This window comes from Azoarcus indigens (assembly GCF_004361735.1).
GTDB lineage: Bacteria > Pseudomonadota > Gammaproteobacteria > Burkholderiales > Rhodocyclaceae > Azoarcus > Azoarcus indigens.
The window spans coordinates 580,387-604,490 of the sequence record NZ_SNVV01000001.1 but is presented as its reverse complement, the minus strand read 5'-3'; the positions used below and the strand labels follow the sequence as shown (position 1 = coordinate 604,490).

The 24,104-nt window shown below is 67.7% G+C and carries 20 protein-coding genes and 1 pseudogene; 7 read left to right on the top strand and 14 right to left on the bottom strand.

Annotated elements, in window-relative coordinates; translation table 11 throughout:
- Window positions 1–6: 6 nt before the first annotated feature.
- Both C7389_RS02855 and C7389_RS02850 read left to right on the top strand, forming a co-directional pair.
- Complete coding sequence (locus C7389_RS02855) at window positions 7–783, top strand: NAD(P)H-dependent oxidoreductase (RefSeq protein ID WP_133588118.1); 777 nt, start codon at window positions 7–9, stop codon at window positions 781–783.
- Between the two features lie 293 nt (window positions 784–1,076).
- Window positions 1,077–1,780: pseudogene (locus C7389_RS02850) on the top strand (efflux RND transporter permease subunit).
- Window positions 1,781–2,135: 355 nt separating this feature from the next.
- On the opposite strand, the gene C7389_RS02845 reads toward C7389_RS02850, so the two are convergent.
- The 8 genes from C7389_RS02845 to C7389_RS02810 form a co-directional block, all read right to left on the bottom strand.
- Window positions 2,136–3,134, bottom strand: coding sequence for a reverse transcriptase family protein (locus C7389_RS02845; protein WP_133588116.1), 999 nt, complete (start codon window positions 3,132–3,134; stop codon window positions 2,136–2,138).
- The gene (locus C7389_RS02840) at window positions 3,097–3,405 is read right to left on the bottom strand and encodes a helix-turn-helix domain-containing protein (protein ID WP_133588114.1); all 309 of its coding nucleotides are present in this window, start codon (window positions 3,403–3,405) and stop codon (window positions 3,097–3,099) included. The genes C7389_RS02845 and C7389_RS02840 overlap by 38 nt, the downstream gene beginning before the upstream one ends.
- A gap of 53 nt (window positions 3,406–3,458) precedes the next feature.
- Window positions 3,459–3,695 carry a hypothetical protein gene (locus C7389_RS02835; protein WP_133588112.1) on the bottom strand — a complete coding sequence of 79 codons (237 nt, stop codon included), beginning with the start codon at window positions 3,693–3,695 and terminating at the stop codon, window positions 3,459–3,461.
- A 965-nt stretch (window positions 3,696–4,660) separates the two neighbouring features.
- The gene (aldA, locus tag C7389_RS02830; protein WP_133588110.1) at window positions 4,661–6,103 is read right to left on the bottom strand and encodes an aldehyde dehydrogenase; all 1,443 of its coding nucleotides are present in this window, start codon (window positions 6,101–6,103) and stop codon (window positions 4,661–4,663) included.
- Between the two features lie 28 nt (window positions 6,104–6,131).
- On the bottom strand, window positions 6,132–6,599 hold the full coding sequence (locus C7389_RS02825; protein WP_133588108.1) for a DUF1097 domain-containing protein: 468 nt from the start codon (window positions 6,597–6,599) through the stop codon (window positions 6,132–6,134).
- Window positions 6,600–6,690: 91 nt separating this feature from the next.
- Window positions 6,691–7,566 carry a transporter gene (locus tag C7389_RS02820; protein WP_246034595.1) on the bottom strand — a complete coding sequence of 292 codons (876 nt, stop codon included), beginning with the start codon at window positions 7,564–7,566 and terminating at the stop codon, window positions 6,691–6,693.
- An 85-nt stretch (window positions 7,567–7,651) separates the two neighbouring features.
- Window positions 7,652–9,382, bottom strand: a complete 1,731-nt coding sequence (locus C7389_RS02815) for a PQQ-dependent dehydrogenase, methanol/ethanol family (RefSeq protein WP_133588106.1) — start codon at window positions 9,380–9,382, stop codon at window positions 7,652–7,654.
- A gap of 93 nt (window positions 9,383–9,475) precedes the next feature.
- On the bottom strand, window positions 9,476–10,090 hold the full coding sequence (locus tag C7389_RS02810; protein ID WP_133588104.1) for a QcrA and Rieske domain-containing protein: 615 nt from the start codon (window positions 10,088–10,090) through the stop codon (window positions 9,476–9,478).
- A 483-nt stretch (window positions 10,091–10,573) separates the two neighbouring features.
- Between C7389_RS02810 and C7389_RS02805 the strand changes: the two genes are divergently transcribed.
- Window positions 10,574–12,514: a sigma-54-dependent Fis family transcriptional regulator gene (locus tag C7389_RS02805; RefSeq protein ID WP_133588102.1), complete on the top strand. Its 1,941-nt coding sequence runs from the start codon at window positions 10,574–10,576 to the stop codon at window positions 12,512–12,514.
- Window positions 12,515–12,563: 49 nt separating this feature from the next.
- On the opposite strand, the gene C7389_RS02800 is transcribed toward C7389_RS02805, so the two are convergent.
- On the bottom strand, window positions 12,564–13,058 hold the full coding sequence (locus tag C7389_RS02800) for a DUF4124 domain-containing protein (protein WP_162851643.1): 495 nt from the start codon (window positions 13,056–13,058) through the stop codon (window positions 12,564–12,566).
- A gap of 371 nt (window positions 13,059–13,429) precedes the next feature.
- Here C7389_RS02800 and C7389_RS02795 point away from each other — a divergent pair, with 371 nt between their 5' ends.
- A complete protein-coding gene (locus tag C7389_RS02795; RefSeq protein ID WP_246034594.1) occupies window positions 13,430–13,873 on the top strand; it encodes a hypothetical protein in 444 nt (147 codons plus the stop codon).
- A 100-nt stretch (window positions 13,874–13,973) separates the two neighbouring features.
- Here the strand turns inward: C7389_RS02795 and C7389_RS02790 are convergent, their stop codons facing one another.
- The 5 genes from C7389_RS02790 to C7389_RS02770 all read right to left on the bottom strand — a co-directional run bounded on the left by C7389_RS02790 (window position 13,974) and on the right by C7389_RS02770 (window position 19,084).
- The gene (locus C7389_RS02790; protein ID WP_211168531.1) at window positions 13,974–14,576 is read right to left on the bottom strand and encodes a hypothetical protein; all 603 of its coding nucleotides are present in this window, start codon (window positions 14,574–14,576) and stop codon (window positions 13,974–13,976) included.
- Between the two features lie 112 nt (window positions 14,577–14,688).
- On the bottom strand, window positions 14,689–15,177 hold the full coding sequence (locus C7389_RS02785) for an NUDIX hydrolase (RefSeq protein ID WP_133588096.1): 489 nt from the start codon (window positions 15,175–15,177) through the stop codon (window positions 14,689–14,691).
- 145 nt (window positions 15,178–15,322) lie between these two features.
- The gene (locus C7389_RS02780) at window positions 15,323–16,570 is read right to left on the bottom strand and encodes a nitronate monooxygenase (RefSeq protein WP_133588094.1); all 1,248 of its coding nucleotides are present in this window, start codon (window positions 16,568–16,570) and stop codon (window positions 15,323–15,325) included.
- Between the two features lie 231 nt (window positions 16,571–16,801).
- Window positions 16,802–18,109, bottom strand: a complete 1,308-nt coding sequence (locus C7389_RS02775; RefSeq protein WP_133588093.1) for a GGDEF domain-containing protein — start codon at window positions 18,107–18,109, stop codon at window positions 16,802–16,804.
- A gap of 69 nt (window positions 18,110–18,178) precedes the next feature.
- Window positions 18,179–19,084 (bottom strand): LysR family transcriptional regulator, encoded by a 906-nt coding sequence (locus C7389_RS02770; protein WP_162851642.1) that lies wholly within the window; start codon window positions 19,082–19,084, stop codon window positions 18,179–18,181.
- Window positions 19,085–19,202: 118 nt separating this feature from the next.
- On the opposite strand from C7389_RS02770, the gene C7389_RS02765 reads away from it, so the two are divergent.
- The 3 genes from C7389_RS02765 (at window position 19,203) to C7389_RS02755 (ending at window position 24,092) form a co-directional block, all read left to right on the top strand.
- On the top strand, window positions 19,203–21,356 hold the full coding sequence (locus C7389_RS02765; protein WP_133588089.1) for a thiamine pyrophosphate-dependent enzyme: 2,154 nt from the start codon (window positions 19,203–19,205) through the stop codon (window positions 21,354–21,356).
- A 117-nt stretch (window positions 21,357–21,473) separates the two neighbouring features.
- The gene (locus tag C7389_RS02760) at window positions 21,474–23,090 is read left to right on the top strand and encodes an indolepyruvate oxidoreductase subunit beta family protein (protein ID WP_133588087.1); all 1,617 of its coding nucleotides are present in this window, start codon (window positions 21,474–21,476) and stop codon (window positions 23,088–23,090) included.
- 51 nt (window positions 23,091–23,141) lie between these two features.
- Window positions 23,142–24,092 (top strand): ketopantoate reductase family protein, encoded by a 951-nt coding sequence (locus tag C7389_RS02755; RefSeq protein WP_133588085.1) that lies wholly within the window; start codon window positions 23,142–23,144, stop codon window positions 24,090–24,092.
- Window positions 24,093–24,104 lie beyond the last annotated feature (12 nt).

The window sequence follows — 24,104 nt, the reverse complement described above, 5'->3', positions numbered from 1 at the left end:
CCAGCCATGAACGTCCTGCTCGTCTATGCCCACCCGGAGCCGCGCTCGCTGAACGGCGCGCTGAGGGATTTCACCGTCAACCGCCTGGAGCAGGCCGGCCATGCGGTGCAGCTCTCCGACCTCTACGCCATGCGCTGGAAAGCCACGCTGGATGCGGACGACAACACCGCGCCGCAGCCGGGCGCGCGCTTCGATCCATCGGCGGACTCCATGCGGGCCTTCGCAGGCGGCACCCAGCGCGCCGACATTGCCGGCGAGCAGGACAAGCTGCGCTGGGCAGACGCCCTCATCCTGCAATTTCCGCTGTGGTGGTTCTCCATGCCGGCCATCCTCAAGGGCTGGGTGGACCGCGTCTATGCCTGCGGCTTCGCCTATGGCGTCGGCGAGCATTCGGACACCCACTGGGGCGACCGCTATGGCGAAGGCATGCTGGCCGGCAAGCGCGCCATGCTGGTGGTGACGACCGGCGGCTGGGCGTCCCACTACGCGCCACGCGGCATCAACGGCCCCATCGACGATCTGCTCTTCCCCATCCAGCACGGCATCCTGTTCTACCCCGGCTTCGAGGTGCTGCCGCCGCATGTGATCTACCGCAGCAGCAAGATCAACGAGGCGAACTTCGGCGAAGTGCGCGAAGCGCTGGGCAAGCGCCTGGATACGCTGGCAACGACGCCGCCCATTCCTTTCCGCAGGCAGAACGCCGGCGACTACCGCATCCCCGAGCTGACCCTGCGGCCGGAATTGGCGCCGGGCGAGAGTGGATTCGGCATCCACGCCGGCTGATTCACAGGGCTGCTTCGCCGCCGCTCAACTGCAGGACAAAACGCAGCGCCGGCCCGCTCGGCGCCGGGGCGCCAGCCATGGGCCAGGGCGATCTCCCGGCCGGTCGCCAGCCCCAGGCCGGCGCCGAGATCGCACCTGCGGGGGATGCCAGAAGCGCCCGGACGGGGGCGGCGCGGCGTCTCGGATGCTCCACACTCCAGGCGGTGCCGTTCCGCAATGGACTGAAAGCGTTGTGAGGAAGGTCGCCAAGCTCGATCTGCTCCCGGCCCAGGGAGGTCACCCGGCTGGACCGCATGCGCAACATCACCATCGAAGTCCAGCTCAACGGCCGCCCTTTGGGCGAGGTCGAACAAGCGGCGCTGGCGCTGCCCAGCCTGCGGCAACTACCGCCCGGCATCACCCAGGGCGCGCTGGGCGAGGTCGAGGAAATGGCAAGCCTGCTCACCGACTTCGGCATGGCCATGCTCACCGGCGTGCTCTGCATCTACAGGGTGCTGGTACTGCTGCTGAAGGACTTCGTGCAGCCCGGCACCATCCTCACCGCCCTGGTGCTGTCGGTGCCCGGCGCCATGCTGGCGCTGTTCCTCGCCGGCTCCACCCTGTCCATGCCGGCCTCATCATGTTGCTCGGCATCGCCGCCAAGAACGCCATCCTGCTGGTGGACTACGTCATCATCGCCCGCCGCGAACACCACCTGGACCGCACCACCGCCATCCTCGACGCCTGCCGCAAACGCGCCCGCCCCATCATCATGACCACCCTCGCCATCGGCGGCGGCATGCCGCCGGTCGCCCTCGGCCTGGGCGGCGACCCCAGCTTCCGCGCGCCTATGGCGATTGTGGTGATAGGCGGGTTGATTACTTCGACGGTGCTGAGTTTGCTGGTGGTGCCGGTGGTTTATGGGTGGATGATGGGGTGGGGGGCGGGTAGAGAGGTGGAGGGGAGTGCAGCGGGAATGAAGCTTGGCAGGTTGATACCCCGGATTTTGTGGCCTTGAGCCCTGCGTCATCGTGGTGCCCTGTTGTACGCCAGATGATTGCGGGAGCGTTCAACTGGATTGTTATCGGGTTGGCGGCTCCTCGGCCGGAGCGGACAGCGAGACGACGAAACATGAGAGGCAGAGGCCGGCCAGGAGCTGACGGTCAGGTAGGCGCCTCGAGAACGGACATTCGTAGGGTCGGTTTGGCGCGTCGCGACAACCCGCCGCCTCACGACAAGCGTCGAATGCTGCCGCTCGTAGGTGCTACGCTGAATGCGCTGACTTCGGGGCATTCGTTCATGCGGCGCAATTCGCTGCGCTTGTTGATGTCTGCGCGTTGTGCCGGAATATTTGGAGTGCACCGTACGCGCGCTCAAGGCTCCGAGCACGGTGGCAATGGTGACTGCTCGGATGGAGTAGCAGCACAGCCGTGTGCGGAAATCTTCAGCAGTCTAGCCTTGAGAGGCCTGGCCTCGCCTGGGTGAAAACGAGCCATGTGGTGAACCTTGCCAAGCACAGAAGCAAGTTCTCCAGCTTCTAGCAACTGCTGGGCTCCTTTCAACTCAAGGCGATGGACTGCAGCCCTGATCCGAGACCGCTCTTTGGCAGACAAGCCGGCTTTGTCATTGACCGTCAGTTTAGTAACAGCCATACGTTCGCGCCGAGTTTTCAGCTCATGCTTGACGCGTTTTGGCTGGAGTCCATTGCGCCGCAGCAGTCCGTATATCGCCCCGACAAGTTCCGTTTTATTTTCTGCCGGTATCGGAACCACAGACGATACAGTGACGTCATCTACGAACCTGGAATAGGTAATGTCATCTGCTGCCAGCTTGGCCTGCAGCAGCGGTTCGTCACGCCAAAAAACCAAGTTGGCAAGCTGGGGGCTAGTGATAGCGCCTTGTGGCAGAGCGCCATCTTTGGTTGTCAGTGACGTCAGCAACTGCGCAACAGGTTCTGAGAACCGAAAGAAATGTCGCCAGATATCGAAGACTTTGTCACTCGTGGTGTTTGGGAAAAAATTCTCAATGTCTTCAGCGATCACGATGGCTGCGCCTTCGTGCAATTCGGCATTGGACTTGTAGTCACGCCCCTTCAGGCTGCCGGTTAGATAGTCCGGGAAAGTGACGCGATCCAGAATTTCAGTCTTGATTCGGCGGTGGAGATCTTTTAGGAGCGGTTTGGCATCAAAGGTCTGGCGGATCGTGCCATCACTCTTCAGTTCAGCATGTGCCAGCCGGTATAGCTTGTTGGCACGGGGGGCAACGTACTCGATTCGATGGAGCGTGGATCCCAGTGCAGCGGCAAGGGATGTCCGCTGACGAATGGGAGTGCCTTTATAGAAGGGGCTGTTGCTGCTCGTCGAGAGGCTCACTCAGCATTTCCAGGGCTGTGCGGGCAAGCTCTCCCGCCAAGGTTTTATCCATGCCCGTCAACTCGTCGCGCTCAGACGCAAGGAAGAACAGGATGCCGATAGGAACATTCAGCGCTTCGGCAACCTTCTTCAAGGTTGAAAGCGTCGGGTCGCGCTGGTTGTTCTCCAGCATGGAGAGATATGAAACCGAGCAATCGGCACGGCGGGCGAGTTCTCCTTGGGAGACCCCACGCCGCGTGCGACACATCTTTATTGCATTGCCTACATTCATGATGACTACCTGATCAGCAAATATTGGGCTTGCTGCATCTTGGCCATGATCAACTACTGCAACCAGTTGGTGATGTTGGTCACCAAAATCAGTACGTTGTCGATGATTCGTACACTGCGCATGGCAAGTTCGCCAAGCGAAGCTTCTGTTTCCTCACACTCCACAAGCCTTGTGAGCTGTTGGAGCACATCATCGAGTTCTGCCAGAGTGCCAGCATCGAGTTGGCTGTGATAAACGTCACGCAACCTTTGGAGCGTTGTGACGTTTTTCTTCAAGTTTCCATTGTTCATGGGATTACTCCAGTATCTCGGCAAAGTCGCCGAAGCCCCGTGAAAGCGAGCAGCCGAAAGGAGCCAACCCGATGCGCAAGCCCAACACCAGTCTTTCGATTTTGAAGCCCCGTTAACTCCGCATTGCTTACTGCACGTCGCTAACTGCTAGCTGCGTACTACGAGGCGGAGGACCGGGACTTCGCGCTCGGGCCGAACGTCCGACCTGAGGCACCGAATACTCTCTAACACTGGAGGTCAGAGCGGCCTGGATAAACCAAGCGTTGCAAAACTGACTTTCGCTTTTGGAGCAGGAGTAACTTCTTAAAGAGCAACCTAGGCGATTCGCCTAGCCTGCGCGAATTTGAGCACAGGCAACCTTAGATGTCAATAAAATTTAACTAACAGTGAATTTTTGTTGGCTGCAGCCACCGTACCGACACTTCACGGCATGCGCCGGTACGGCAACGACAAAACAGCGGATCCCGGAACCGCGTGCAACGCAGTTGTCTCGTGGAGTGGGACTCCACCGAATTTGTTGATCGAGGTGGCGCGGTTTCCACTGCGCCCCTCCGCCTGAACGTCCGCTTCTTGATTGCCCGACCGTCAGCTACGCGTCGGTATCGGTCGCGCGGACATGCCGATCCGAGCGGCAGCTCCGGCCGAATTGCCGCCACTTATTACTCGCGCTCCGCGAGCAGCGCTTACCGCCTCTCATTTCTCCCGCCTATCGATAACTGTCTGCATCACAGGCCCTCTTTCTTCGACAACCTTCACTCACCCCTTACCGAGGATGAGCAGAAGACGCCAATGCATGCCAGGCGGGCGCTTCGCATGACTGCTTTTCTGGCGACGAGGCGCAAAAAAATGCCGCCCACAAAAGAGCGGCAAAGGAGGCCGGGGGCCTACCGGCCTCCGGGAGAGCGTGAGGTGATTCAACCGCCGGCCACGGCCCGATGGCGGAGGCCGGGCCGGCGGGGTGATGCTCAGCCGTGCTGCATGTACACCACGTGGGTCTCGGTGTACTCATAAAGCCCATGCTTGCCATCCGCGCCACCGATGCCCGACTTGCGGCGGCCGGCGTGGAAGCCTTGCATGGCTTCGAAGTGCTCGCGATTGATGTAGGTTTCGCCGAAGCGCAGGTCGCGGCAGGCGCGCATGGCGGAGGAGAGGTCGCGGGTGAAGATGGAGGAGGTGAGGCCGTACTCGGAGTCGTTGGCGAGGGCGATGGCTTCTTCCAGGCTGTCCACCGTCTGGATGGGCAGGACCGGGCCGAAGATTTCCTTCTTCATGATCTCCATGTCGTGGCGGCAGCCGGCGAGCACTGTGGGCTGGTAGTGGAAGCCCTGGCCGAGGTCGGCGAGGTCGCCGCCGGTGACGACCTGGGCGCCGTCTTGCCGCGCTTTCGTGACCATGGCGGCGACCTTGTCCAGGCCGATCTGGTTCACCAGCGGGCCCATGCCGACGCTGCGGTCGGCCATCGGGTCGCCGTAGCGGGTGGCGGCCATGTGGGCGGCGATCTTGGTGGTGAATGCCTCTGCCACCTTGCGATCCACATAGACGCGCTCGGCGCAGTTGCACACCTGGCCGGTGTTGATGACGCGCGAGTCGCAGATGGCCTTGGCGGCGAGGTCGAGGTCGGCGTCGGCCAGCACGATGGCGGGCGCCTTGCCGCCCAGTTCCAGGTTCACCCGGGTGAGGTTGGTGGCGGCCGCCTGCATGATGCGGATGCCGGTGGCGACGCTGCCGGTGAAGCTCACCAGGCCGATGCCGGGGTGGGAGCTGAGCGCCGAGCCGGTGCTGGCGCCGCGGCCGCTTACGAGGTTGAACACGCCCGGCGGCAGGCCGGCTTCCTGGGCGAGGTGGGCGAATTCGAAGGCGTTGATCGGCGTTTCTTCGCTGGGCTTGATCACGATGGTGTTGCCGGTGATGAGCGCCGGGGCGAGCTTGCGGGCGATGAGGAAGAAGGGGAAGTTCCACGGCAGGATGCCGGCGGTGACGCCGATGGGCTTGCGCATCAGGAAGATGCTCTCGCCCGGCCGGTCGCTGGGGATCATTTCGCCTTCGATGCGGCGTGCCCATTCGGCCATGTAGTCCAGATAGTCGGCGGTGAAATCCACTTCCACCGTGGCCAGGCCCAGCACCTTGCCTTGCTCGCGGGTGATGATTTCCGCCAGCCTGTCCTTGTGCTGGCGCAGCTTGGTGGCGATGGCGCGCAGGTGGCCGGCGCGCTGTATGGCCGGCAGGCGTTCCCAGGCGGGTTGGGCGCGGGTGGCGGCCTCCACCGCGCGCTCCACCACCGCGGCGCCGGAGTCCGGCACGAAGGCCAGCAGCTCGCCGTTGGCGGGGTTGCGCACTTCGATCAGCGGATCGCCGCCGGTGACGACGAATTCGCCGTCGATGAAATTGCGGTACTCGGTTGCCATCATCAGTCTCCTGTTTTATGTGTTGCGGGTTTCAGGCCGTGCGGGCCATGCGCTTGCCGAAGCATTCCGAGGCGAAGCCGAAGATCACGCCGGCTACCCAGGACAGCGTGACGAAGAGGATGCCGGCGTCCAGCTTGCCGCCGGCGCCGAAGAAGGAGGCGGCGCCGAGGAAGGCGGCCGGGGTGTAGGCGAGCAGGGCGACGTCGGCCATGGCCACCAGCACGAAGGCCAGCACGGCGACCAGGGTGATGAGCGAGCCCAGGCCGCCGCCCAGGGCCTGGACGCCGAACAGCGTGGCGGCGGTGAGCAGGATGCCGGCCACGCCGGCCGCCAGCGCCTTGCGCGCGCCCTCGCCGCCGCCGCCGGCGGCGAAGTGGGCGGCCCAGGCGACGAAGCCTATCCAGGCGTTGAAGTTGAGGCCGGGGTTGCCGACCGAGAGATAGACCCACAGCGCTACCAGGAGCGCGATGCTGAGGGCAAGCGAGTGCAGCAGTTTCATGGCGTTCTCCTTGGCTGCCGCCCTTCGCGCCGCCGCGCTTCGCGGCCACTTGGTGTGACCGCTGCGCGGCCGGCGGGAAGGGCGGCTGCGCTTACCAGGCGTAGGCGTACTTGATGTTGAAGCTGTCATTCACCGAGTGGTTTTCGCCGCTGATGCTGTGCGAGTAGCGCAGGGTGATGGACTGGTTGTCGAAGGTGTGGAACATGAGGCCGATGCCGCCATCCAGCACATGGCCGCCGTCCACCGTGGAGGTGCTCTTGCTGCGCTCGTAGTCCAGCGCCAGGAAGGGCTCCAGCAGCGGCGTGGCGCGGTAGCCCAGGCGGTGGTTGGTGTGGAAGGAGTGGCCGGGGCGGATGTCGTCCGTGCGGTCGCCCTGGAACACGAAGCCGGCGTCGGCCGTCCAGCCCAGCTTGTCGGTGAGGCGCCAATCCCAGAACAGGCTGGAGAGGTTCTTCCAGTTCTTGTCGCTGACCTCGCTGCTGCCGGCCGGGATCTGCAGGAAGGACTGGAAGCCCAGGGTGAGGTCCGGCCGCGGCTTGTACCAGATGGCGAAGCCGGTCATCGGGTCGCCCAGGCCGCTGGCGTGGGAGTTGTCGCGGTCGTTGCGGATGCTGATCTCCGGCACGATCACTTCCCAGGCCAGGCCGATGTTGCGGTTGAAGTCGGGCGTCCAGAAACGCACGTATTTCGACAGGCCGACGATGGCTTCGGAGTCGGAGCCGCGCACCCGGTCGCCGTCGCTGTCGAAGGCGCGCTTGTTGCGCTGCAGGTAGGCGTATTGCACGAAGACGTTGAAGGGCTTGAAGTCGACCGGCAGGTCGTATTCGTGCGGCCCGATGACGTCGAAGGTGGTCTGCGCCTGGACGGGAAGGGCGGTGCCGGCGGCCACCAGGGCGAACAAGGTGGCGGCGAGCAGCTGCGGTTTCGGTTGGCCCCGGCGTGAGGGGGCCTGCCTTACAGGCATCATTGTTGTTGTCTCCAGAGGGTGTGGATCGGGGTGGCCGGCGGCGCCGAGGCCGGCGCCGCGCGGCGGTCAGGCGGAGCCCGCGGGCTCAGTCCTCGAGGGCGAAGACCCAGACGGAGCCGCCTTCGGGCACCTGCTTCTCCCAACCGTGGCTGTCATGCATCTTTCCCTGGATCCATGCCGCATCCACGCCCCAGCCGGAGACCACGGCCACGTACTGCTTGCCGTCGATGAAGTAGCTGCTGGGCGGCGAGATGATGCCGGAGGGGGTGGGGAACTCCCACAGCAGCTTGCCGTTGCGGGCGTCATAGGCGCGGAACATGCGGTCGTTGGTGCCGCCGGCGAAGAGCACGTTGCCGGCGGTGACCATGACCGAGCCGAAGTTCCACGAGGCGGCGTAGGTCTCGCGCCAGTTCTCCTTGGCGCCGTCCACGCTCCAGGCCTGGATGCCGCCGACGAAGGGCGCGTTCTTGTCCACCTTCAGGTTCAGCTCGGTGATCTCCACCCCGGCCGACCATTGCCCCGGAATGCGCTCCTGGATCTTGCCGGTGAGCGTCATGCAGTGGTTGTCGTTGAAGGGGATGTAGAGCATGCCGGTCTTCGGGCTGTAGGCCTCGAAGGGCCAGTCCTTGCCGCCCCACAGGCTGGGGCAGTAGGTTGCCGTCTTGCCGGTGCCGGGTTTGCCGGCTTCGTCGTAGGTGGGGCGGCCGGTCTTGGGATCGATGCTGGTGAAGACGTTCTGCTTCACGTAGCGCAGCGCCTTGTTGAAGTCGATCTTGCCGTCCGGCTTGCGGTCCAGCCAGTAGATGTAGCCGTTGCGCTGGGCGCTGATGAGGCCGGGCACCTTCTTGCCGTTGCGCTCGAACTCCACCAGGGTGGGCGCGTTCATGCCGGCCCAGTCCCAGGAGTCGTTCCAGTGGTACTGGTGGTGGCCCTTGATTTCGCCGGTGTCGGGGTTGAGGGCGAGCACGGAGGCGAGGTAGAGGTTGTCGCCGGGGCGCTGGTCACCCAGCCAGGGCGCGCCATTGCCCACGCCCCAGTAGAGGACGTCGTTCTTGGCGTCGTAGTTGCCCGGCATCCACATGGTGCCGCCGCCGTTCTTCCAGGCATCCTTCCAGCGCCCTTCCTGCGGCCAGGTTTCGGAGCCGGGTTCGCCCGGCGCCGGCACCGCGTAGCGGGTCCACACCTCCTTGCCGGTCTCCAGGTCGAAGGCCTTGAGGAAGCCGCGCACGCCGAACTCGCCGCCCGAGGGGCCGACGATGACGACGTTCTTGACCACCAGCGGCGCCGAGGTGATGTAGGCGCTGTCCTTCTGCCAGTCGCACACCTCGGACTCCCACACCTTAGCGCCGGTCTTGGCGTCCAGCGCGGTGATCATGCAGTCCAGGCTGGCGACGTACACCTTGTCGCCGGCCAGCGCCACGCCGCGGTTGGTGACGTGCAGCGCGCCGAAGCCTTCCGGCAGCTCGCGCTTGTAGCGCCATAGCAGGCGGCCGGTCTTGGCGTTGAAGGCCAGCACCTGGTTGCGCGGGGTGGAGACGAACATCATGTCGCCATTGACGATGGCCGGCGCCTCGTGGCCGGAAGTCATGCCGGTGGCGGCGCTCCACACAGGCTTGAGCTTCTTCACGTTGGCGGTGGTGATCTGGTCCAGCGCGCTGTAGCTCCAGCCCTGGTAGTTGCCCTTGGTCATGAGCCAGTTCTCCGGCTCGGGATTGGCCAGGCGCTGGGCGGTGACCGGCTTGTAGTCGCCGGCGGCGCCGGCCAGGAATGGCGCGAAGGCCAGGCCCAGGGCCGTCAGCGATAGCAGTCTTTTCATTTTTGTCTCCTTCCTTGGGTGGGTGTTGCTCAAGTGATGTGCCGGGCAGGAACGCGTGCCGGCGGCGCGTCTTCCTCGGGTGCTGCGCGTGCCTTACTGCTGCGGCGGCCCCAGCGGGCCGGCGAAGTTGCCGGCCACCAGCAGCGCGCTGCCGGCCTGCTTGAGCGGCAGGTGGGCCAGCCGGCGGGTGGCCGGGCCGGCCACCACCTCGCCGTTCTTGAGTACGTCGAAGGTGGAGCCGTGACAGTTGCAGACCAGCTTGCCGCCGGTGGGATGCGTCTCGGTGATCGGGCAGCCGTAGTGGGTGCAGATGGCGGAGAAGGCGAGCACGCCGTCGGCGGCGTCGGCGCGGAGCTTCTCCGGCAGTTCCTCCGGCGCCACCTTCACCAGCGCCAGCAGGTTGGTGCGGGCGCCGTCGCGCACCGTCTGGGTGGAGACGTCCATCGGGTAGGCCAGCACCGGCGGGCCGCCCACCTTGAGGTCGGCCAGGGTGATCTGCTGGCCCTCCTTCTCGCCGGTCATGTAGGCCAGGCCGTCGCCCACCTGGGGCCGGGCGCGGCGCGGGTTGTCGGCAGCGGCCGCGCCGCCCGGCACCAGCGGGGCCACCGCCAGCGCCAGCGAAGCCGCCAGCATCGCGCGCCGGCTGCCCGGTTCCGCCTGCGGTGCGTTGGCGCAGGGGCAGCCCGCTTCGAGTTCCCTATCAGCCATTCCTTTCCATCCTCCTTGGTCGCGTTGTGATCGCGGCTGGCGGCGCCGGCCGCGATGCCGGGCTGCGTTCGCGCCGCAGCCTTCTGGCCGGACAGCAGGGGCAAGGCCTGTGCCAGCGTGGCTGGCGGGGTGGGGGCGGGGATGCTCAGCCCATTGACGGAAAAGGGAAAATCCGGGCGGGTGCCGGCGTGCGGCGGCAGCTCGCCCAGGTGGCGGCTGTGTTGCAGGAATGTGTCAGTCCTGTGTCAGCCGGTCGCCCTGATACGGCCCTGGCACACTGCGGGCAGTGCCCGGGAGGCGGCTGGCGGACGGCCGCCGCCGCCCGGTATTCCGCCACTGGCGCGGCGCTGGGCGATAGCACTTGTTTCGTAGGTTGAATGGCCTATTTCTTGCGGCTATCCTCTGATGCACCTGCAAGCTCCCCGGACGCGCTGCGTGATAGTGGCGGGCGGCAGGAGAACGAGACCAAGGAGGAGGCCGGCGATGAGCATCGCTGCGATGACGCTCGAGGCGCTTTCGCGAGAAGCCGCCCAAGAAGGCGCGGACGCACTTTCCCCAACCAAGCTGGAGGATTCCTGGCGGCGCTCGGTCGAGCAGCACCGGCTGGACCCCGGCCGCCCGGCGCGGCCGCGCATCCTCACCGCCGACGAATGCCGCCACCTGCGCGAGCGGGAGGAATCCTTCCTGCGCATTGCCCAGGCCGGCGTCAATCGCCTGCATGAGCAGGTGCGGGATTCCGGTTACTGCGTGCTGCTGACCGACGCCGGGGGCAGGACCATAGACTTCCGCGGCCAGGGCAGCCTGGAGCAGGAGTACCGCGGCCGCGGTTTCCGCCTCGGCGCCTGCTGGTCGGAGGAGGAGGAGGGCACCTGCGGCGTGGGCACCGCCATCGTCGAGCGCACGCCCATCCTGGTGCACAAGCAGGAGCACTTCCTCGCCCTCAACGAGCGCATCACCTGCAGCGCCGCACCCATCTTCGGCCCGGACGACGAGCTGTTGGGCGTGCTCAACGCTTCGGCGGTGTCCTCGCCGGACGAACGCCGCAGCCAGTCGCTGGTGTACCGCCTGGTGGCGCAGAACGCTGCGCTGATCGAGAACGCGGTGTTCGCCGAAGCCTGCCGCGGCAACTGGCTGGTGCGGCTGTGTCCGGCGGGGGACGACTGGGGGGTGGATGAAGGCCTGTACCTGGCGCTGGATGGCGATGGCCGCATCGTCCATGCCGCCCGGCGGCTGCGCCGGCACCTGGCGCGACTGTCCCAGCCGCCGGGCGGCATCGGCGACCTGCTGGACGCCGACGCCGAGAGCCTGTTGCGCCACGCCCATGAACACCCCGGCGTGCCGATGCAGGTGCGCTGCCACGCCACCGGCGGCTTCTTCCAGCTGCACCTGCGGGCGCCGTCGGTGACTCGTGCCCGCGCCACCGTCGGCCGCGGCCGCCCGCGCGAGGATGACGGTTTCAGCGCCCTCACCAGCGCCGATCCCGGCGTGGCCGCCAGCATAGAGCGCATCAAGCGGCTGGCCGACAGCCGGGTGCCCATCCTGCTGAACGGCGAGACCGGCGCCGGCAAGGAGGCCTTCGCCCGCGCCATCCACCGCTACAGCAAGCGCCGCGACAAGCCCTTCGTCGCCCTCAACTGCGCGGCGATTCCGGAGAGCCTGATCGAGAGCGAGCTGTTCGGCTACCGCGAGGGCGCCTTCACCGGCGCCCGCAACAAGGGCTGCCCGGGCAAGGTCCAGCTCGCCAGCGGCGGCACCCTGTTCCTGGACGAGATCGGCGACATGCCGCTGGCGCTGCAGACCCGCCTGCTGCGGGTGCTGGCCGAGGGCGAGGTGATGGCGCTGGGCGCGAGCGAGCCGGAGCGGGTGGATCTCCATGTGGTCTGCGCCACCCACCGCAACCTCGAATCCATGGTGGCCCAGGGCCTGTTCCGCGAAGACCTGCTCTATCGCCTGAACGCCGCCACCTTCCGCCTGCCGCCGCTGCGCGAGCGCGCCGACATCGACGCCCTGATCGCCCGCATCCTGGAAGAGGAGGCCGAGCAGTGCGGCCGCCGCATCGCCCTCTCCGCCGAGGTGGAGCAGCGCCTGCGCGCCTACCACTGGCCGGGCAATGTGCGCGAGCTGCGCAACGTGCTGCGCTTCGCGGTGGCGGTATGCGACGGCGCCACGCTGACGCTGGCGCATCTGCCGGAGAGCCTGCAGGCCCTGCACCCGGCCGCGCCGCCGCCCTTGCCCGGCGCCGCCGTGCCGCAACGCGACACCGCCGGCAAGGCGGAAATCCTCGACGCCCTGCAGCGCACCGGCTGGCACATCAGCGCGGCGGCGCGCCAGCTGGGCATGTCGCGCTCCACCTTCTACCGCCGCATGTGGCGCTACGGCATCGCGCCGCCGGCGGAGGAGGGCGACGGCTCCGCTTACTCCTGATCCCGCCGCTGGCTAGCGCCGGGTGAGGGAGACGACGGCGGGAATTGACTCACTTCTTGTCGAAAACCGAGGGCCGGTCGGAGGCTTTGCATTCGAAGAAGGCCCGTTCGTCGTAATGCCTGGCCTTTTCCTCTTCCCGCTGGATGTTGGCTGGGTGCAGGAAGCGTTTCTGCCAGTACTGGGCGTCGGCCAGGCGTTCGCGGTAATCGGCGCACTTGTCCGCTTCGGTGCGCGGACGGGCGGAGGGCGAGGCCGCCGCGCGGCGGGCTTCGCTTTCTTCCAGCTGCGCGCGCCGCCGTGCGATTTCTTCCTCCTGGAGGTCCAGCAGTTGCGCGCGCAAGGCGTCCTGGCGGGCACGGAGTTGCGCGTCCCGGCGCTGCTCAGGCGTGGGCTGGATCACCCGTATCTCGGCATGGCTGCCGGGCTGGACGCAGGGCTGGTCCTGATAGCTCACCGTCCCATTCCCGTAAACGCATTTGTATGCCTGTGCATGGGCGAAAGGGGCCGAGCCGGCGAGAATGGCGCTCAGCAAGACAAGTTTCATGATGGGGTCCGTATCGGAAGTGGGTGGAGTGTAGCCGGCCGGGCGCTTATGCCCCGTGGCATATTTCATGCCCTAGGCATTGATGATCATGTCCGGCGGGAGAGAGGCGGAGGGCTCCGCTGCCCGCCGTTCACCTTGAACGCGCTGGTGCGCTCAGCGTGGATGGCGCTTGGCAATCCATTGCCGGACGGGTGCGCGCGGGCCGGGAAGCTCTCCGCCTGTGGCATCGAAACTGCTAGAAGCCAGCCTGGCGCGCCGGCCGCGGGCCCCGCGGCCGCTGGCGCGCCGGTGCATGTCGTGCATTCGCCGCGTGCTTGTCGCAATCGAAACGAGGAAGAGCAAAGATGCCCGCATTGGCCGAGAACAGGACCGTGATCGAATTGAAGACCGCCAAGCCCACCGGGCTGGGCATTACCCAGCTGGGCGTGCCGGTGGCGGAAGGCACCGCGATCAAGAAGGGGAAGCTGCACGAGTTCATCCAGCTGCTGGACGATGGCAAGGCCGGCCGCCGCTACCAGAACCTGCGGGTGACCGGGGTGAAGGCGAGCGAGGGCGGTGTCGAGTCGGCCAAGCTCTTCGTGCAGTTCGAAGTATTCGGCGACGACAACGTGCCGCTGGGTGCCAACAGCGGTTTCGGCGCGGCGCTCTGTGCCGGCGGCGAAACCCTGCTGGAGCTCGCCTCCGCGCCGGCCTTCCTGCCCTACGCCCGCGCCTGGTTCGAGAACCAGTTCGTGTTCGAGGTGCCGGTGGAGCTGTTCGAACGGGCGGACGGCGTGGCCTTCACCGCGCGGCCGGACGAGGTGCGGCTGATCTGAGGTGAGGCTGCCGCGCCGGGCGGCGCAGCAGCAAGGCAGGCCCGGTGTGCGCCGCCGCTCCGGGCCCGCTGCCCGGTGTCGCGGCGGCTATGGGCTTGGTTCAGCCCGCGGCCACGTTCTCCCTGTCGTCCCCGGTCGCGCCCGCGGCCTGGCCGGCCCGCTCCATCCGCCGCGCCAGCGCATCCGCCGCATTGGCGATGTTGGCCGCGCGCCGCTGCATCAGCGCCAGCATTTCCGCCAGCAGGATGGCGGGCGGCGCTTCCATTACCCCTTCGCCCAGCAGCCAGCGCGCCAGCGCCGCTTCCTCCCGCCCCAGCGCCCGCGCGGTGTCGCGCTGCCAGTCGCTGCCGTAGAGCAGGCGGGCGGAGTCGCGGAACAGGTGGCGCGCCTCGGTCTCATCCAGTGTGTCGCCGCTGCCTTCCGGTGCCACGGCTTCCGGCGCAACCGGCGTGTCCTGCATCGCCTCCGCCAGGCGGCACAGCTCGGGCAGGATGGAGCGCACCAGCTCCAGCCCGGACAGCGGCACGATCCAGCAGCGCCGCCGCGCGCTCCAGCGCGTCTGCGGCACCCAGCGCAGCATGCGCTCTATGGTGTCGGTGTATTCGGCATGGATCAGGATGGCGTTGTCGCTCGCCTGCACCCAGGGGTTGGCCGGCAGCGGGTGGGTGGCGAGGCGGGCGCGGGCTTCTTCGTTGGACAGCATGGTCGGCTCGTGCGGGAGTTCGGGACGAGCCTGCAAAAGCAGGGATGGTGCCAGCGGCGGCCGGGGCGGAAGGGCGCGGGCCGCCGTGCTGGTGGCCCGTCGGCCAAGGCCGTCAGACGCGGGAGTAACTCCAGGACAGCATGCGGCCGTTCTGGTAGGGCATGACGCCGTGGAAGGGGCGGGGATTGGCGTCGAACACCAGCGGCAGGAATTCGCGGTCGCTGTCCCACATCGGCAGCGTGCCCAGGCGTTCCATCTCCACCCACTCCAGCGTGCCTTCCGGGTTGCGCTCCAGCGGGGTGCCGGAGAAGGCGGTGACGATGAAGATGAAGCCGAACCAGTCCTCGCCGTTCTTGCCGAAGCCCGGCCAGCTGATGGTGCCACGCAGCGACAGCGCCTCGCATTCGATGCCGGCTTCCTCGCGGATCTCGCGGCGCAGGCCGGCCACCACGTCCTCGTCCGCTTCCAGCTTGCCGCCCAGGCCGTTGTACTTGCCGAGGTGGTGGTCGTCCGGCCGGGCGTTGCGGTGGATCATCAGCACCTGCTTGCGGTCCGGCGAGAGCACATAGCCCAGGGTGGCGACGATGGGGCGATAGGGCATGGCGGAATCCCTTGGAAAGTGTCTGCAGGGGGAGGGGAAGGCGGGCGGGCCGAGTCCGCGGGTGCGGCGCGGGGCCGGCTGCAGCGAGGCGGAAACAGCCGTCGCCGGCAGGAAGGCGGCGCCTTGCGGCGCCGCCCCTGCGGCTTTATTCCTTCGGCAGGGCGATGCTGCCGTCGGTGCTGTACTGGTAGTCGTGGAACACATGCTCCGCGGTGAGGATGCGGTAGCTGCCGTCCTCGTTGCGGCGGGTGGTGTCCTTCAGCCGGTAGGTGTAGTGGCCGCAGGTCCAGCACTCGAAGTTGCGCATGTGGGTGCACAGACAGGTCTTGTCGTACACCTTGACCCGGCGCGCGTCCGGGTGGGCGGCCACTTCGCGGTTGTAGGCCTCGATGTACTGGCAGTTGCCGCTGGCGTCCAGCAGGTAGCCGTAGGCTTCGCAGTTCGGGCGGATGCCGTCGCCGATGGAGGGGCTGTTCTTCAGCATCCGCATCGGGTAGCCGGTGGGCGAGGTCTGGTTGACCTCGATGTCGTTCTCGCCAGCCTTGAAGTATTCCTGCTGCACGTTTTCCGGCAGGCCGCATTCCTGGGTGACGGTGAAGCGGGTGGCCACCTGCACGCCGGCGGCGCCGAGTTCGAGGAAGTTCACCGCATCGGTGCCGGTGAAGATGCCGCCGGCCGGGATCAGCGGGATGTCCAGCTGCTCGGCCTTCAGCCAGTCGCGGATCTCGATCACGATGGCGGCGAGGTCGTACTTCGCCCAGTCCATGCCGAAGCCGAGGTGGCCGCCGGCCAGCGGGCCTTCGACCACCACGTAGTCGGGCAGGCGGCCGGTGCGGGCGTTCTTCTTCAGGAAGAGCTGCAGCGCGCGCAGCGAGGAGACGATGATGCCGAGCTTGACGTCGTTGAAGCGCGGGTGGTCCTGGATCAGGGCGAAGGAGCCCAGGTGCAGGCCGGCGGCCAGGGTGATGCCTTCGATGCCGTGGTCCAGCGCCGCCTTCAGGCGCACCCGCAGGGTGTCCTTGGGCGCGTTCATCGTCAGCTTTTCCATGCAGTTGATGAACACCAGGCCGGGGCCGCGCTTGGCCTCCATGGTCTTGCCCACGTGCAGCGCGGTGGCCTCGGCGAGCAGGCCGAGGTCGAACTGCACCACCGACTTGTCGGAGTTGGCGACGTTGAACTTGTACTGCTGCAGCTTGTTCTTGACGTACTTGGTGTTGTAGCGGCGGTCGGACACCGTGGGAATCATCGCGTCGGAGATGTGGCCTATCCCTCCCAGGCGCGCCGCTTCGAGGGAGAGTTCGGCGGTCGAGATGTCGACCCCCATGCCGCCCACCATGATGGGAACCACCTCGTGGCTGCCCAGACGCAGGCGAAAGTCATCTACACGCTTCATTGATTCGGATCCGTTTTTACCGCAGCCCGCCATTATCGCTCGGCCAGCGCAATAAGGGGCGTTTTTGGGGCAGGTGTAACACCTGGCCATGGGGAAATCGTCATGCCTCGATGGCATCGGCCGGATGCCGCCGTCGGCCCCCGGGGCCGCATGTGGGGGCTTGGGTGGAACTGCAAGCCGCAGCGGGCGGGGTGGCCTGCCGCGCTTGCGCCAGGGCTCCATTCGCGGGCCCTATACGTGTGAGGCCGGCTTTTCGGCGATCGGTTCCGAATGCACCTCCACCCGGTTGCGGCCGTTGCGCTTGGCTTCGTACAGCGCGTGGTCGGCGGCCTTGAGCGCGCGGTTGAGGCTCTCGGGGCCCGGCGGCAGCAGGGTGAGGCCGATGCTGACGGTGGTGCCGCGGGTGTGGCGGCTTTCTTCCTCGCAGGCGCGGCGCAGGCGTTCCGCCACGTCGCGCGCCGGCGCCAGGCCGGTACCGGGCAGCATCACGCAGAACTCTTCGCCGCCGTAGCGGGCGGCGAGGTCGTGCTGGCGCAGTTCGCTCTTGAGGATGCGGGCCAGCCGCAGCAGGGCTTCGTCGCCGCCCTGGTGGCCGTGGCGGTCGTTGAGGGCCTTGAAATGGTCCAGGTCCAGCATCATCAGCGTCACCGGCAGCTTGTTGCGCACCGCGTCGGAAATCTCGCGCTCGGCTTCGGCGCGGAAGGCGCGGCGGTTGAGCAGGTGGGTGAGTGGATCGCGTGCCGCCAGGCGGCTGAGGTCGGCCTGCAGGCGGTCGGTGACCAGGGTGAGCAGGCAGAGGATGAGGCCGCAATTGAGCAGCATGGACCACAGCATCAGCGCGCTGGTGAGTTCGCCCTGGCCGAAGAAGGGCGGCGCGGCGGCATCCCACGGCGTGGCCACGATGCGGCCGAGGTGGGAGATCACGCTGCAAAGCAGTACCGCGGTGAGCACCGTCTCGGTGGTGGTGCGCACCGCCGGACGGGAGCGGCGCAGGTCATGCAGGATGAGGGCCTGCTGGCCGCCGAGCACCAGCGACATCAGCACGGTGCGCAGGTTGAGCAGATCCTGCGGCAGCCACAGCAGCAGCAGGGCGACGGCGGTGACCACGGTCGGCAACGTCATCTGCAGGGTGGCGTTGGCCCGCAGGCCGCGGAAGCGGCGCAGGCCATAGGCGAGCAGGCCGTAGGCGAACACCCAGCAGCTGTTGGCGAGGACGATGGAGATGCCGTCCCAGATGTGGCCGCGCAGCGCTGCCAGCAGGCTGGCGATGGCGAACAGCAGGTGCGCGCCCGCCCACGCGCCCGGCCCTGGCGTGCCGGGGTAGCGCTTGTGCGTCAGCCAGAAGGCGCCCGCGGCGAGGGCGGCCAAGCTGACGGCGGCGACGAAGAGGGTGCGCAGGTCGAGGACGGACACTGGAGCGAGGATGGGGTTGGGTACGCGGATGAGTGCGCGGTCTGGCTTTATGCCGGGTACTCGCTTGAGTACCAGGGCGGAGGCTGCGGAGCAGTTCCGCGCCGGCTGCCGCGCTTGGGCTCGCATTGGACGGAAGTCCAATTGTATCGGTGGGAATGCATCGCTGTCCTTGCATTGTTGGCGCTCACCCGCCGCTCAGCGTCCGGCAGGGTGGGCGGCACCGCCTCCGGTCTCGTCGAACAGGCCGATGATGAGTTCCCGCAGCCAGCGGTGGCCGGGGTCGTTCTCCATGCGCCAGTACCAGTGCAGGCCGACTTCCAGCGGCGAGGATTCGAACAGGCCGTCCAGGATCACCGCCTCGTCGTGCTCGACGAAATGGCGGGCGAGGCGGTAGGGCACCAGGGTGGCGAGGTCGGTGCGGGCGAGCAGGGCGGGCAGCACCAGGAAGTGGGGCAGGGTAAGGCGCACCCGGTCTTCCAGCTGCAGGCGCTCCAGCTGGCGGCGGGTTTCCGAGTGGGAGCGCACCACCGCATAGTCCAGCCGATGCAGCAGCGAGGGCTCGCGCGTCTCGTTCGCCAGCGGATGGTGCTTGCCCACCACCGCCACGTAGCGTTCGACCACGATAGTGTGCTGGGCCACTTCCGACAGCCGCGGCAGGTAGCCGATGGCGAGGTCCAGCGCACCGCTTTCCAGCGCCGGCATGATCTGCGTCAGCGCCACCTGGTCCACTTCCACCCGCAGCCGCGGCGCCTGCGCCTGCAGCGCTTCCATGATGTAAGGCAGGAAGGTGAGCTCGCCGATGTCGGTCATGTACAGGCGGAAGGTGCGCTCCGAGGTCGGCGGGTCGAAATGGCTGGCCTCGTGGATGGCCTTCTCCAGCCCGGCCAGCGCATGCGCCACCGAAAAGGCCAGGCGCTCGCCCTTGGGCGTGGGCGCGACGCCGCCGGGCACGCGCACGAACAGCGGGTCCTTCAGCTCCAGCCGCAGCCGGCGCAGGGCGTGGCTGATGGCTGGCTGCGACAGCCCCAGCCTGTCGGCGGCGCGGCTGACGCTGCCTTCGCTGTGCACCGCGTTGAAAACCTGCAGCAATTTCAAGTCCATGGCGTGATATGAATTTGATGAATATCGGAAACTAAATTTAACTAATGGATGCATTAACTCGCCGATTCTATAGTTCATCACCGCCGGACGAACACGGCGAATCAGGAGACGCGGCGCGATGGAAGTATCTTTCAACAAAGAGGTGCAGCAACTCAGGCAGGGCGCCGGCACCACCTTCCACGGCGAGGGCATCCTGGCAATCACCAAGGCGCTGCTGCAGTCCGGCGTGGCCTACGTCGGCGGCTACCAGGGCGCGCCGGTGTCGCACCTGCTGGACGTGATGGTGCAGGCGGGCGACTACCTGTCCGAGCTGGGCGTGCATGTGGAGGCCTGTTCCAACGAGGCCTCCGCCGCAGCCATGCTAGGTGCTTCCATCCACTACCCGCTGCGCGGCGCGGTGACCTGGAAGTCGGTGGTCGGCACCAATGTGGCGGCGGACGCGCTCTCCAACCTGTCCTCGCCCGGCATCACCGGCGGCGCGCTGATCGTGGTCGGCGAGGACTACGGCGACGGCGCCAGCGTGATCCAGGAGCGCACCTACGCCTTCGCGCTGAAGTCTTCCATGCTGCTGATCGATCCGCGGCCGGATCTGCAGGTGATGGTGCGCATGGTGGAAGAGGGCTTCGCCCTGTCGGAGGCGGCCAACACGCCGGCCTTCCTGCAGCTGCGCATCCGCGCCTGTCACGTGCGTGGCAGCTTCGAGTGCAAGGACAACATCGCCCCGGCGGTGTCCAGCCGCCACTTGATGGAAGACCCGGCGGCCTTCGACTACGGCCGCCTCGCCCATCCGCCGGCCACCTTCCGCCACGAAAAGCTGAAGAGCGCCGAGCGCCTGCCGGCGGCGCGGCGCTACATCGTCGAACACGGCCTCAACGAGCTTTTCCCCGGCAAGCGTGAGGATCTCGGCCTCATCGTCCAGGGCGGCATCTACAACGCGCTGATCCGCGCGCTGCAGCAGTTCGGCCTCGCCGATGCCTTCGGCGACAGCGAGCTGCCCATCCTCAACCTCAACGTCACCTATCCGCTGGCGCCGGAGCAGATCGCCGATTTCTGCCGCGACAAGCGTGCGGTGCTGGTGGTGGAGGAAGGCCAGCCGGAGTTCATCGAGCAGGAGGTGGCGGTGATCCTGCGCCGCCTCGGCATAGACACCGCGCTGCACGGCAAGGACGTGCTGCCGATGGCCGGCGAATACTCGGTGGAAGCCATCGCCGGCGGCCTCGCCGCCTTCGTCGGCCGCCATGCGCCCGAGCTGCCGCTGGCCGGCGGCAAGCAGTGGCTGGACGACATTGTCGCCCGCCGCGAGAAGGTGGCGGCCGAGCTGGCGGAGCCGCTGCCGGCGCGGCCGCCCGGCTTCTGCATCGGCTGCCCGGAGCGGCCGGTGTTCTCGGCGGTGAAGCTGGCGCAGCAGGAGGTGGGCAAGGTGCACGTGGCCGCCGACATCGGCTGCCACGCCTTCGCCACCTTCGAGCCCTTCTCCATGGGCCACACCATTCTCGGCTACGGCATGAGCCTGGCCAGCCGCGCCGGCGTGTCGCCGATGATGAAGCGGCGCACCCTGTCGGTGATGGGCGATGGCGGCTTCTGGCACAACGGCCTGCTCACCGGCGTGGAGTCGGCGCTGTTCAACGGCGACGACGCGGTGCTGCTGATCCTGAAGAACGGCTACACCTCGGCCACCGGCACCCAGGAGATCATCTCCACGCCGGACGACGAGGTGAAGGCCAAGGCGCCGAACAAGCACCAGAGCCTGGTGGACCGCAACGTCACCATAGAGACCACGCTGCGCGGCATCGGCGTGCAGTGGCTGAAGGTGGTGCACAGCTACCGCGTCGAGGAAATGAAGAAGACGCTGGAGGAGGCCTTCACCACCGACTTCGCCGGCCTCAAGGTCATCATCGCCGAGGGCGAATGCCAGCTGGAGCGCCAGCGCCGGGTGAAGCCCTGGATCGCTGGCAAGCTCAAGCGCGGCGAGCGGGTGGAGCGGGTGAAGTACGGCGTGGACGAAGATGTCTGCTCCGGCGACCACTCCTGTATCCGCCTCTCCGGCTGCCCCACGCTGACGCTGAAGGACAGCCCCGACCCGCTGCGGGTGGACCCGGTGGCGACGGTGATAGACGGCTGCGTCGGCTGCGGCCTGTGTGGCGAGAACGCCCACGCCGCCACCCTGTGCCCCTCCTTCTATCGTGGCGAAGTGGTGCAGAACCCGCGCTTGGGCGAACGCCTGCTGGCCCGCCTGCGCAGCGCGGTGATCGGCCTGCTGCAGCCAGCGTGAGAGGACGATGCGCCGCTCCCTCGAACTCTCACGCGCCATGAGCACCGGGCGTCGCCACCGCGCCGCGCCCGCGTCACCGGACACCCGTAGCACCGCAACCGAAAACCAGAGGCCGCAATGAGCCCGCACACCGCCCAACTCCAACAGCAGAGCAGCAGCACCTTTCCCGCCCGGCCCGCCGGGCGGCCTTACACGGTATTGATCGCCGCCCTCGGCGGCGAAGGCGGTGGCGTGCTCGCCGAGTGGCTGGTGGAAGTGGCGCTGCGCTGCGGCTACTACGCCCAGAGCACCTCCATTCCCGGCGTCGCCCAGCGCACCGGCGCCACCACTTATTACGTCGAGATCCACCCGGAACCGCTGGCCGTGCTCGGCGGCCGCCGGCCGATACTCAGCCTGGCGCCGGCGCCCGGCGGGGTGGATCTGTTCATCGCCTCGGAACTGCTGGAAGCGGTGCGCTATGTTGCCAACGGCCTGGTGAGCCCGGACCGCAGCCTGGTCATCGCCTCCACCTCCCGCACCCTGACCACCGCCGAGCGCATGCAGATGGGCGACGGCCGCATGGACGAAGCCGCGCTGGTGGAGACGCTGCATCGCCACAGCCAGCGCTGCATCGCCTTCGACATCGCCGCCGCCACCCGCGCCGCCGGCACCGCGCCCAGCGCGGTGATGTTCGGCGCCATCGCCGCCAGCGGCCTGCTGCCCTTCGCCCGCGAGGAATGGGAGCGGGTGGTACGCGAATCCGGCCGTGGCGTGGAAGCCAGCCTGCGCGGCTTCGCCCGCGCCTGGGACGTGGTGCGCGCCGGCGGCGAGCCGGAAGCGGTGGCGCCGCCGGCCGCGGCCGCCGCACCTACGGGCGCCATCGACGGCTTCCCCGCCGAGGTGCAGGACATGCTGGTGCCCGGCCTCGCCCGCGTGCAGGACTACCAGGACGCCGCCTACGGCCGCCTCTACCTGGAGCGCGTGCGCCAGGTGCTGGAGGCCGAGCGCCGCAGCGACCCCGCCGCCCTCAACGGCTATGCGTTGACGCGGGAAACCGCCCGCTTCCTCGCCCTGTGGATGGCCTTCGACGACATCGTGCGCGTCGCCCGCCTCAAGTGCAGCGCCAGCCGCTTCTCCCGCGTGCGCAGCGAGGTGAAGGCGGGCGAGGGCGACCTGCTGCGCATCGTCGACCTGTTCAAGCCCGGCATCCCGGAGATCGCCGGCCTGCTGCCGCCCGGCCTGGAGCGCCGGCTGGTGCGCTGGGAGGCGCGCCGCCGTGCCGCCGGCAAGCCGCCTTTCGGCTTCTCGCTGCACCTGTCCACCACCAGCGTCAGCGGCTTCCTGGCGCTGCGCTTCCTCGCCGGGCTGCGCGGCCTGCGCCGCCGCGGCGTCCGCTTCGGCCGCGAGCAGGCCATGATCGAACACTGGCTGACGCAGATCCGCAACGCCGCCGCGCAGGACTGGCGCTGCGCGCTGGAGATCGCGCTATGCGGTCGTTTGGTGAAGGGCTATGGTTCGACCAACGATCGCGGTCGCGAGAACCTGGCCCACATCCTGGACCACCTCGCCGCCGTGGCGATGCCGCCCGAGGCCAAGGCCGAGGCGGTGCGCAAGGCACGGGAAGCGGCCCTGGCGGACGAAGGCGGTCAGGCCCTGGACCGCGTGCTGATCGGCAACGGGGCTCCGCCGCGGCCGGTGAAGGCGCAGCCGGTGGTGTGGCTGACGCGCAAGGCCGGCAGCGCGGCGGGGCGATGAGATGAAGAGGGGACAGGAACGGCAGATTCCGCCCCCACAGGGAGAGCACGCATGACTGGAAAGAGCCTGGAGATCGCCGTACTCGGCGCGGGCGCAATGGGATCGCTGTTTGGCGCCAGGCTGGCGCTGGCTGGCCACGCGGTGACACTGCTGGACGTCAACGCCGCCCACCTGGCGGCCATCAATGAACACGGCCTGAAGCTGGTGACCGACGAAGGTGAGTGCCGGGTGACGCTGCCCGCGCTGCGGCCGGAGGAATACGACGGCCGCCCCGAACTGCTCATCCTCTTCACCAAGACGCTGCACACCCGCGCCGCGCTGGAAAGCGTGCGCAGCCGGCTCGGCGCCGACACCTGGGTGCTCAGCCTGCAGAACGGCCTGGGCAACGCGGAGGCCATCGGCGAATTCGTCGCGCCGCAACGCATCATCGTCGGCATGACCACCTACCCCGGCGACCTCGCCGGCCCCGGCCATGTCGAGTCCCACGGGCCGGGCGTGATCCACATGATGAGCGCCGACGGCGCCGCCTCACCCGAGCTGAACGCCATCGCCGCCGCGCTCAACGGCGCCGGCCTGGTGTGCGACGTCGATCCCGGCGTGCATGTCTCCATCTGGGAGAAGGTGGCCTTCAACGGCGCGCTGAACAGCATCTGCTCCGCCACCCGCAGCGTGGTCGGCGGCGTGGCGGCGGTGCCGGTGGCGCGCGCGCTGGCGCTGGCGGTGGTGGACGAGGTGGTGGCGGTGGCCCGGGCCGCCGGCATTGCCGCCGACGGCCCCAAGGTGCGCGCGCTGGTCGAGCATGCGCTGGAAGCGCACGGCGGCCACAAGCCTTCGATGCTGCAGGACGTGCTGGCCGGCCGGCAGACCGAAATCGAATCCATCAACGGCGCGGTGGTGGCGGCGGCAGACCGCCTCGGCGTGGCTGTGCCCAACACCCGCGCGCTGCTGGCGCTGCTGCGCGTGGTGGACGGCAACCTCAAGGCGGGCCGCGGGCTGGATTGATGCGGCGGCCGG

What these genes read in the sequence shown, in the direction of transcription:
- C7389_RS02770 (WP_162851642.1), bottom strand. Translation starts at nt 19,084, where the DNA reads ATGGACTTGAAATTGCTGCAGGTTTTCAACGCGGTGCACAGCGAAGGC.
- C7389_RS02775 (WP_133588093.1), bottom strand. Translation starts at nt 18,109, where the DNA reads ATGCGAGCCCAAGCGCGGCAGCCGGCGCGGAACTGCTCCGCAGCCTCC.
- C7389_RS02790 (WP_211168531.1), bottom strand. Translation starts at nt 14,576, where the DNA reads ATGCTGTCCAACGAAGAAGCCCGCGCCCGCCTCGCCACCCACCCGCTG.
- C7389_RS02840 (WP_133588114.1), bottom strand. Translation starts at nt 3,405, where the DNA reads ATGAATGTAGGCAATGCAATAAAGATGTGTCGCACGCGGCGTGGGGTC.
- C7389_RS02820 (WP_246034595.1), bottom strand. Translation starts at nt 7,566, where the DNA reads ATGATGCCTGTAAGGCAGGCCCCCTCACGCCGGGGCCAACCGAAACCG.
- C7389_RS02755 (WP_133588085.1), top strand. Translation starts at nt 23,142, where the DNA reads ATGACTGGAAAGAGCCTGGAGATCGCCGTACTCGGCGCGGGCGCAATG.
- C7389_RS02785 (WP_133588096.1), bottom strand. Translation starts at nt 15,177, where the DNA reads ATGCCCTATCGCCCCATCGTCGCCACCCTGGGCTATGTGCTCTCGCCG.
- C7389_RS02855 (WP_133588118.1), top strand. Translation starts at nt 7, where the DNA reads ATGAACGTCCTGCTCGTCTATGCCCACCCGGAGCCGCGCTCGCTGAAC.
- C7389_RS02805 (WP_133588102.1), top strand. Translation starts at nt 10,574, where the DNA reads ATGAGCATCGCTGCGATGACGCTCGAGGCGCTTTCGCGAGAAGCCGCC.
- aldA (WP_133588110.1), bottom strand. Translation starts at nt 6,103, where the DNA reads ATGATGGCAACCGAGTACCGCAATTTCATCGACGGCGAATTCGTCGTC.
- C7389_RS02825 (WP_133588108.1), bottom strand. Translation starts at nt 6,599, where the DNA reads ATGAAACTGCTGCACTCGCTTGCCCTCAGCATCGCGCTCCTGGTAGCG.
- C7389_RS02815 (WP_133588106.1), bottom strand. Translation starts at nt 9,382, where the DNA reads ATGAAAAGACTGCTATCGCTGACGGCCCTGGGCCTGGCCTTCGCGCCA.
- C7389_RS02800 (WP_162851643.1), bottom strand. Translation starts at nt 13,058, where the DNA reads ATGAAACTTGTCTTGCTGAGCGCCATTCTCGCCGGCTCGGCCCCTTTC.
- C7389_RS02835 (WP_133588112.1), bottom strand. Translation starts at nt 3,695, where the DNA reads ATGAACAATGGAAACTTGAAGAAAAACGTCACAACGCTCCAAAGGTTG.
- C7389_RS02765 (WP_133588089.1), top strand. Translation starts at nt 19,203, where the DNA reads ATGGAAGTATCTTTCAACAAAGAGGTGCAGCAACTCAGGCAGGGCGCC.
- C7389_RS02760 (WP_133588087.1), top strand. Translation starts at nt 21,474, where the DNA reads ATGAGCCCGCACACCGCCCAACTCCAACAGCAGAGCAGCAGCACCTTT.
- C7389_RS02810 (WP_133588104.1), bottom strand. Translation starts at nt 10,090, where the DNA reads ATGGCTGATAGGGAACTCGAAGCGGGCTGCCCCTGCGCCAACGCACCG.
- C7389_RS02780 (WP_133588094.1), bottom strand. Translation starts at nt 16,570, where the DNA reads ATGAAGCGTGTAGATGACTTTCGCCTGCGTCTGGGCAGCCACGAGGTG.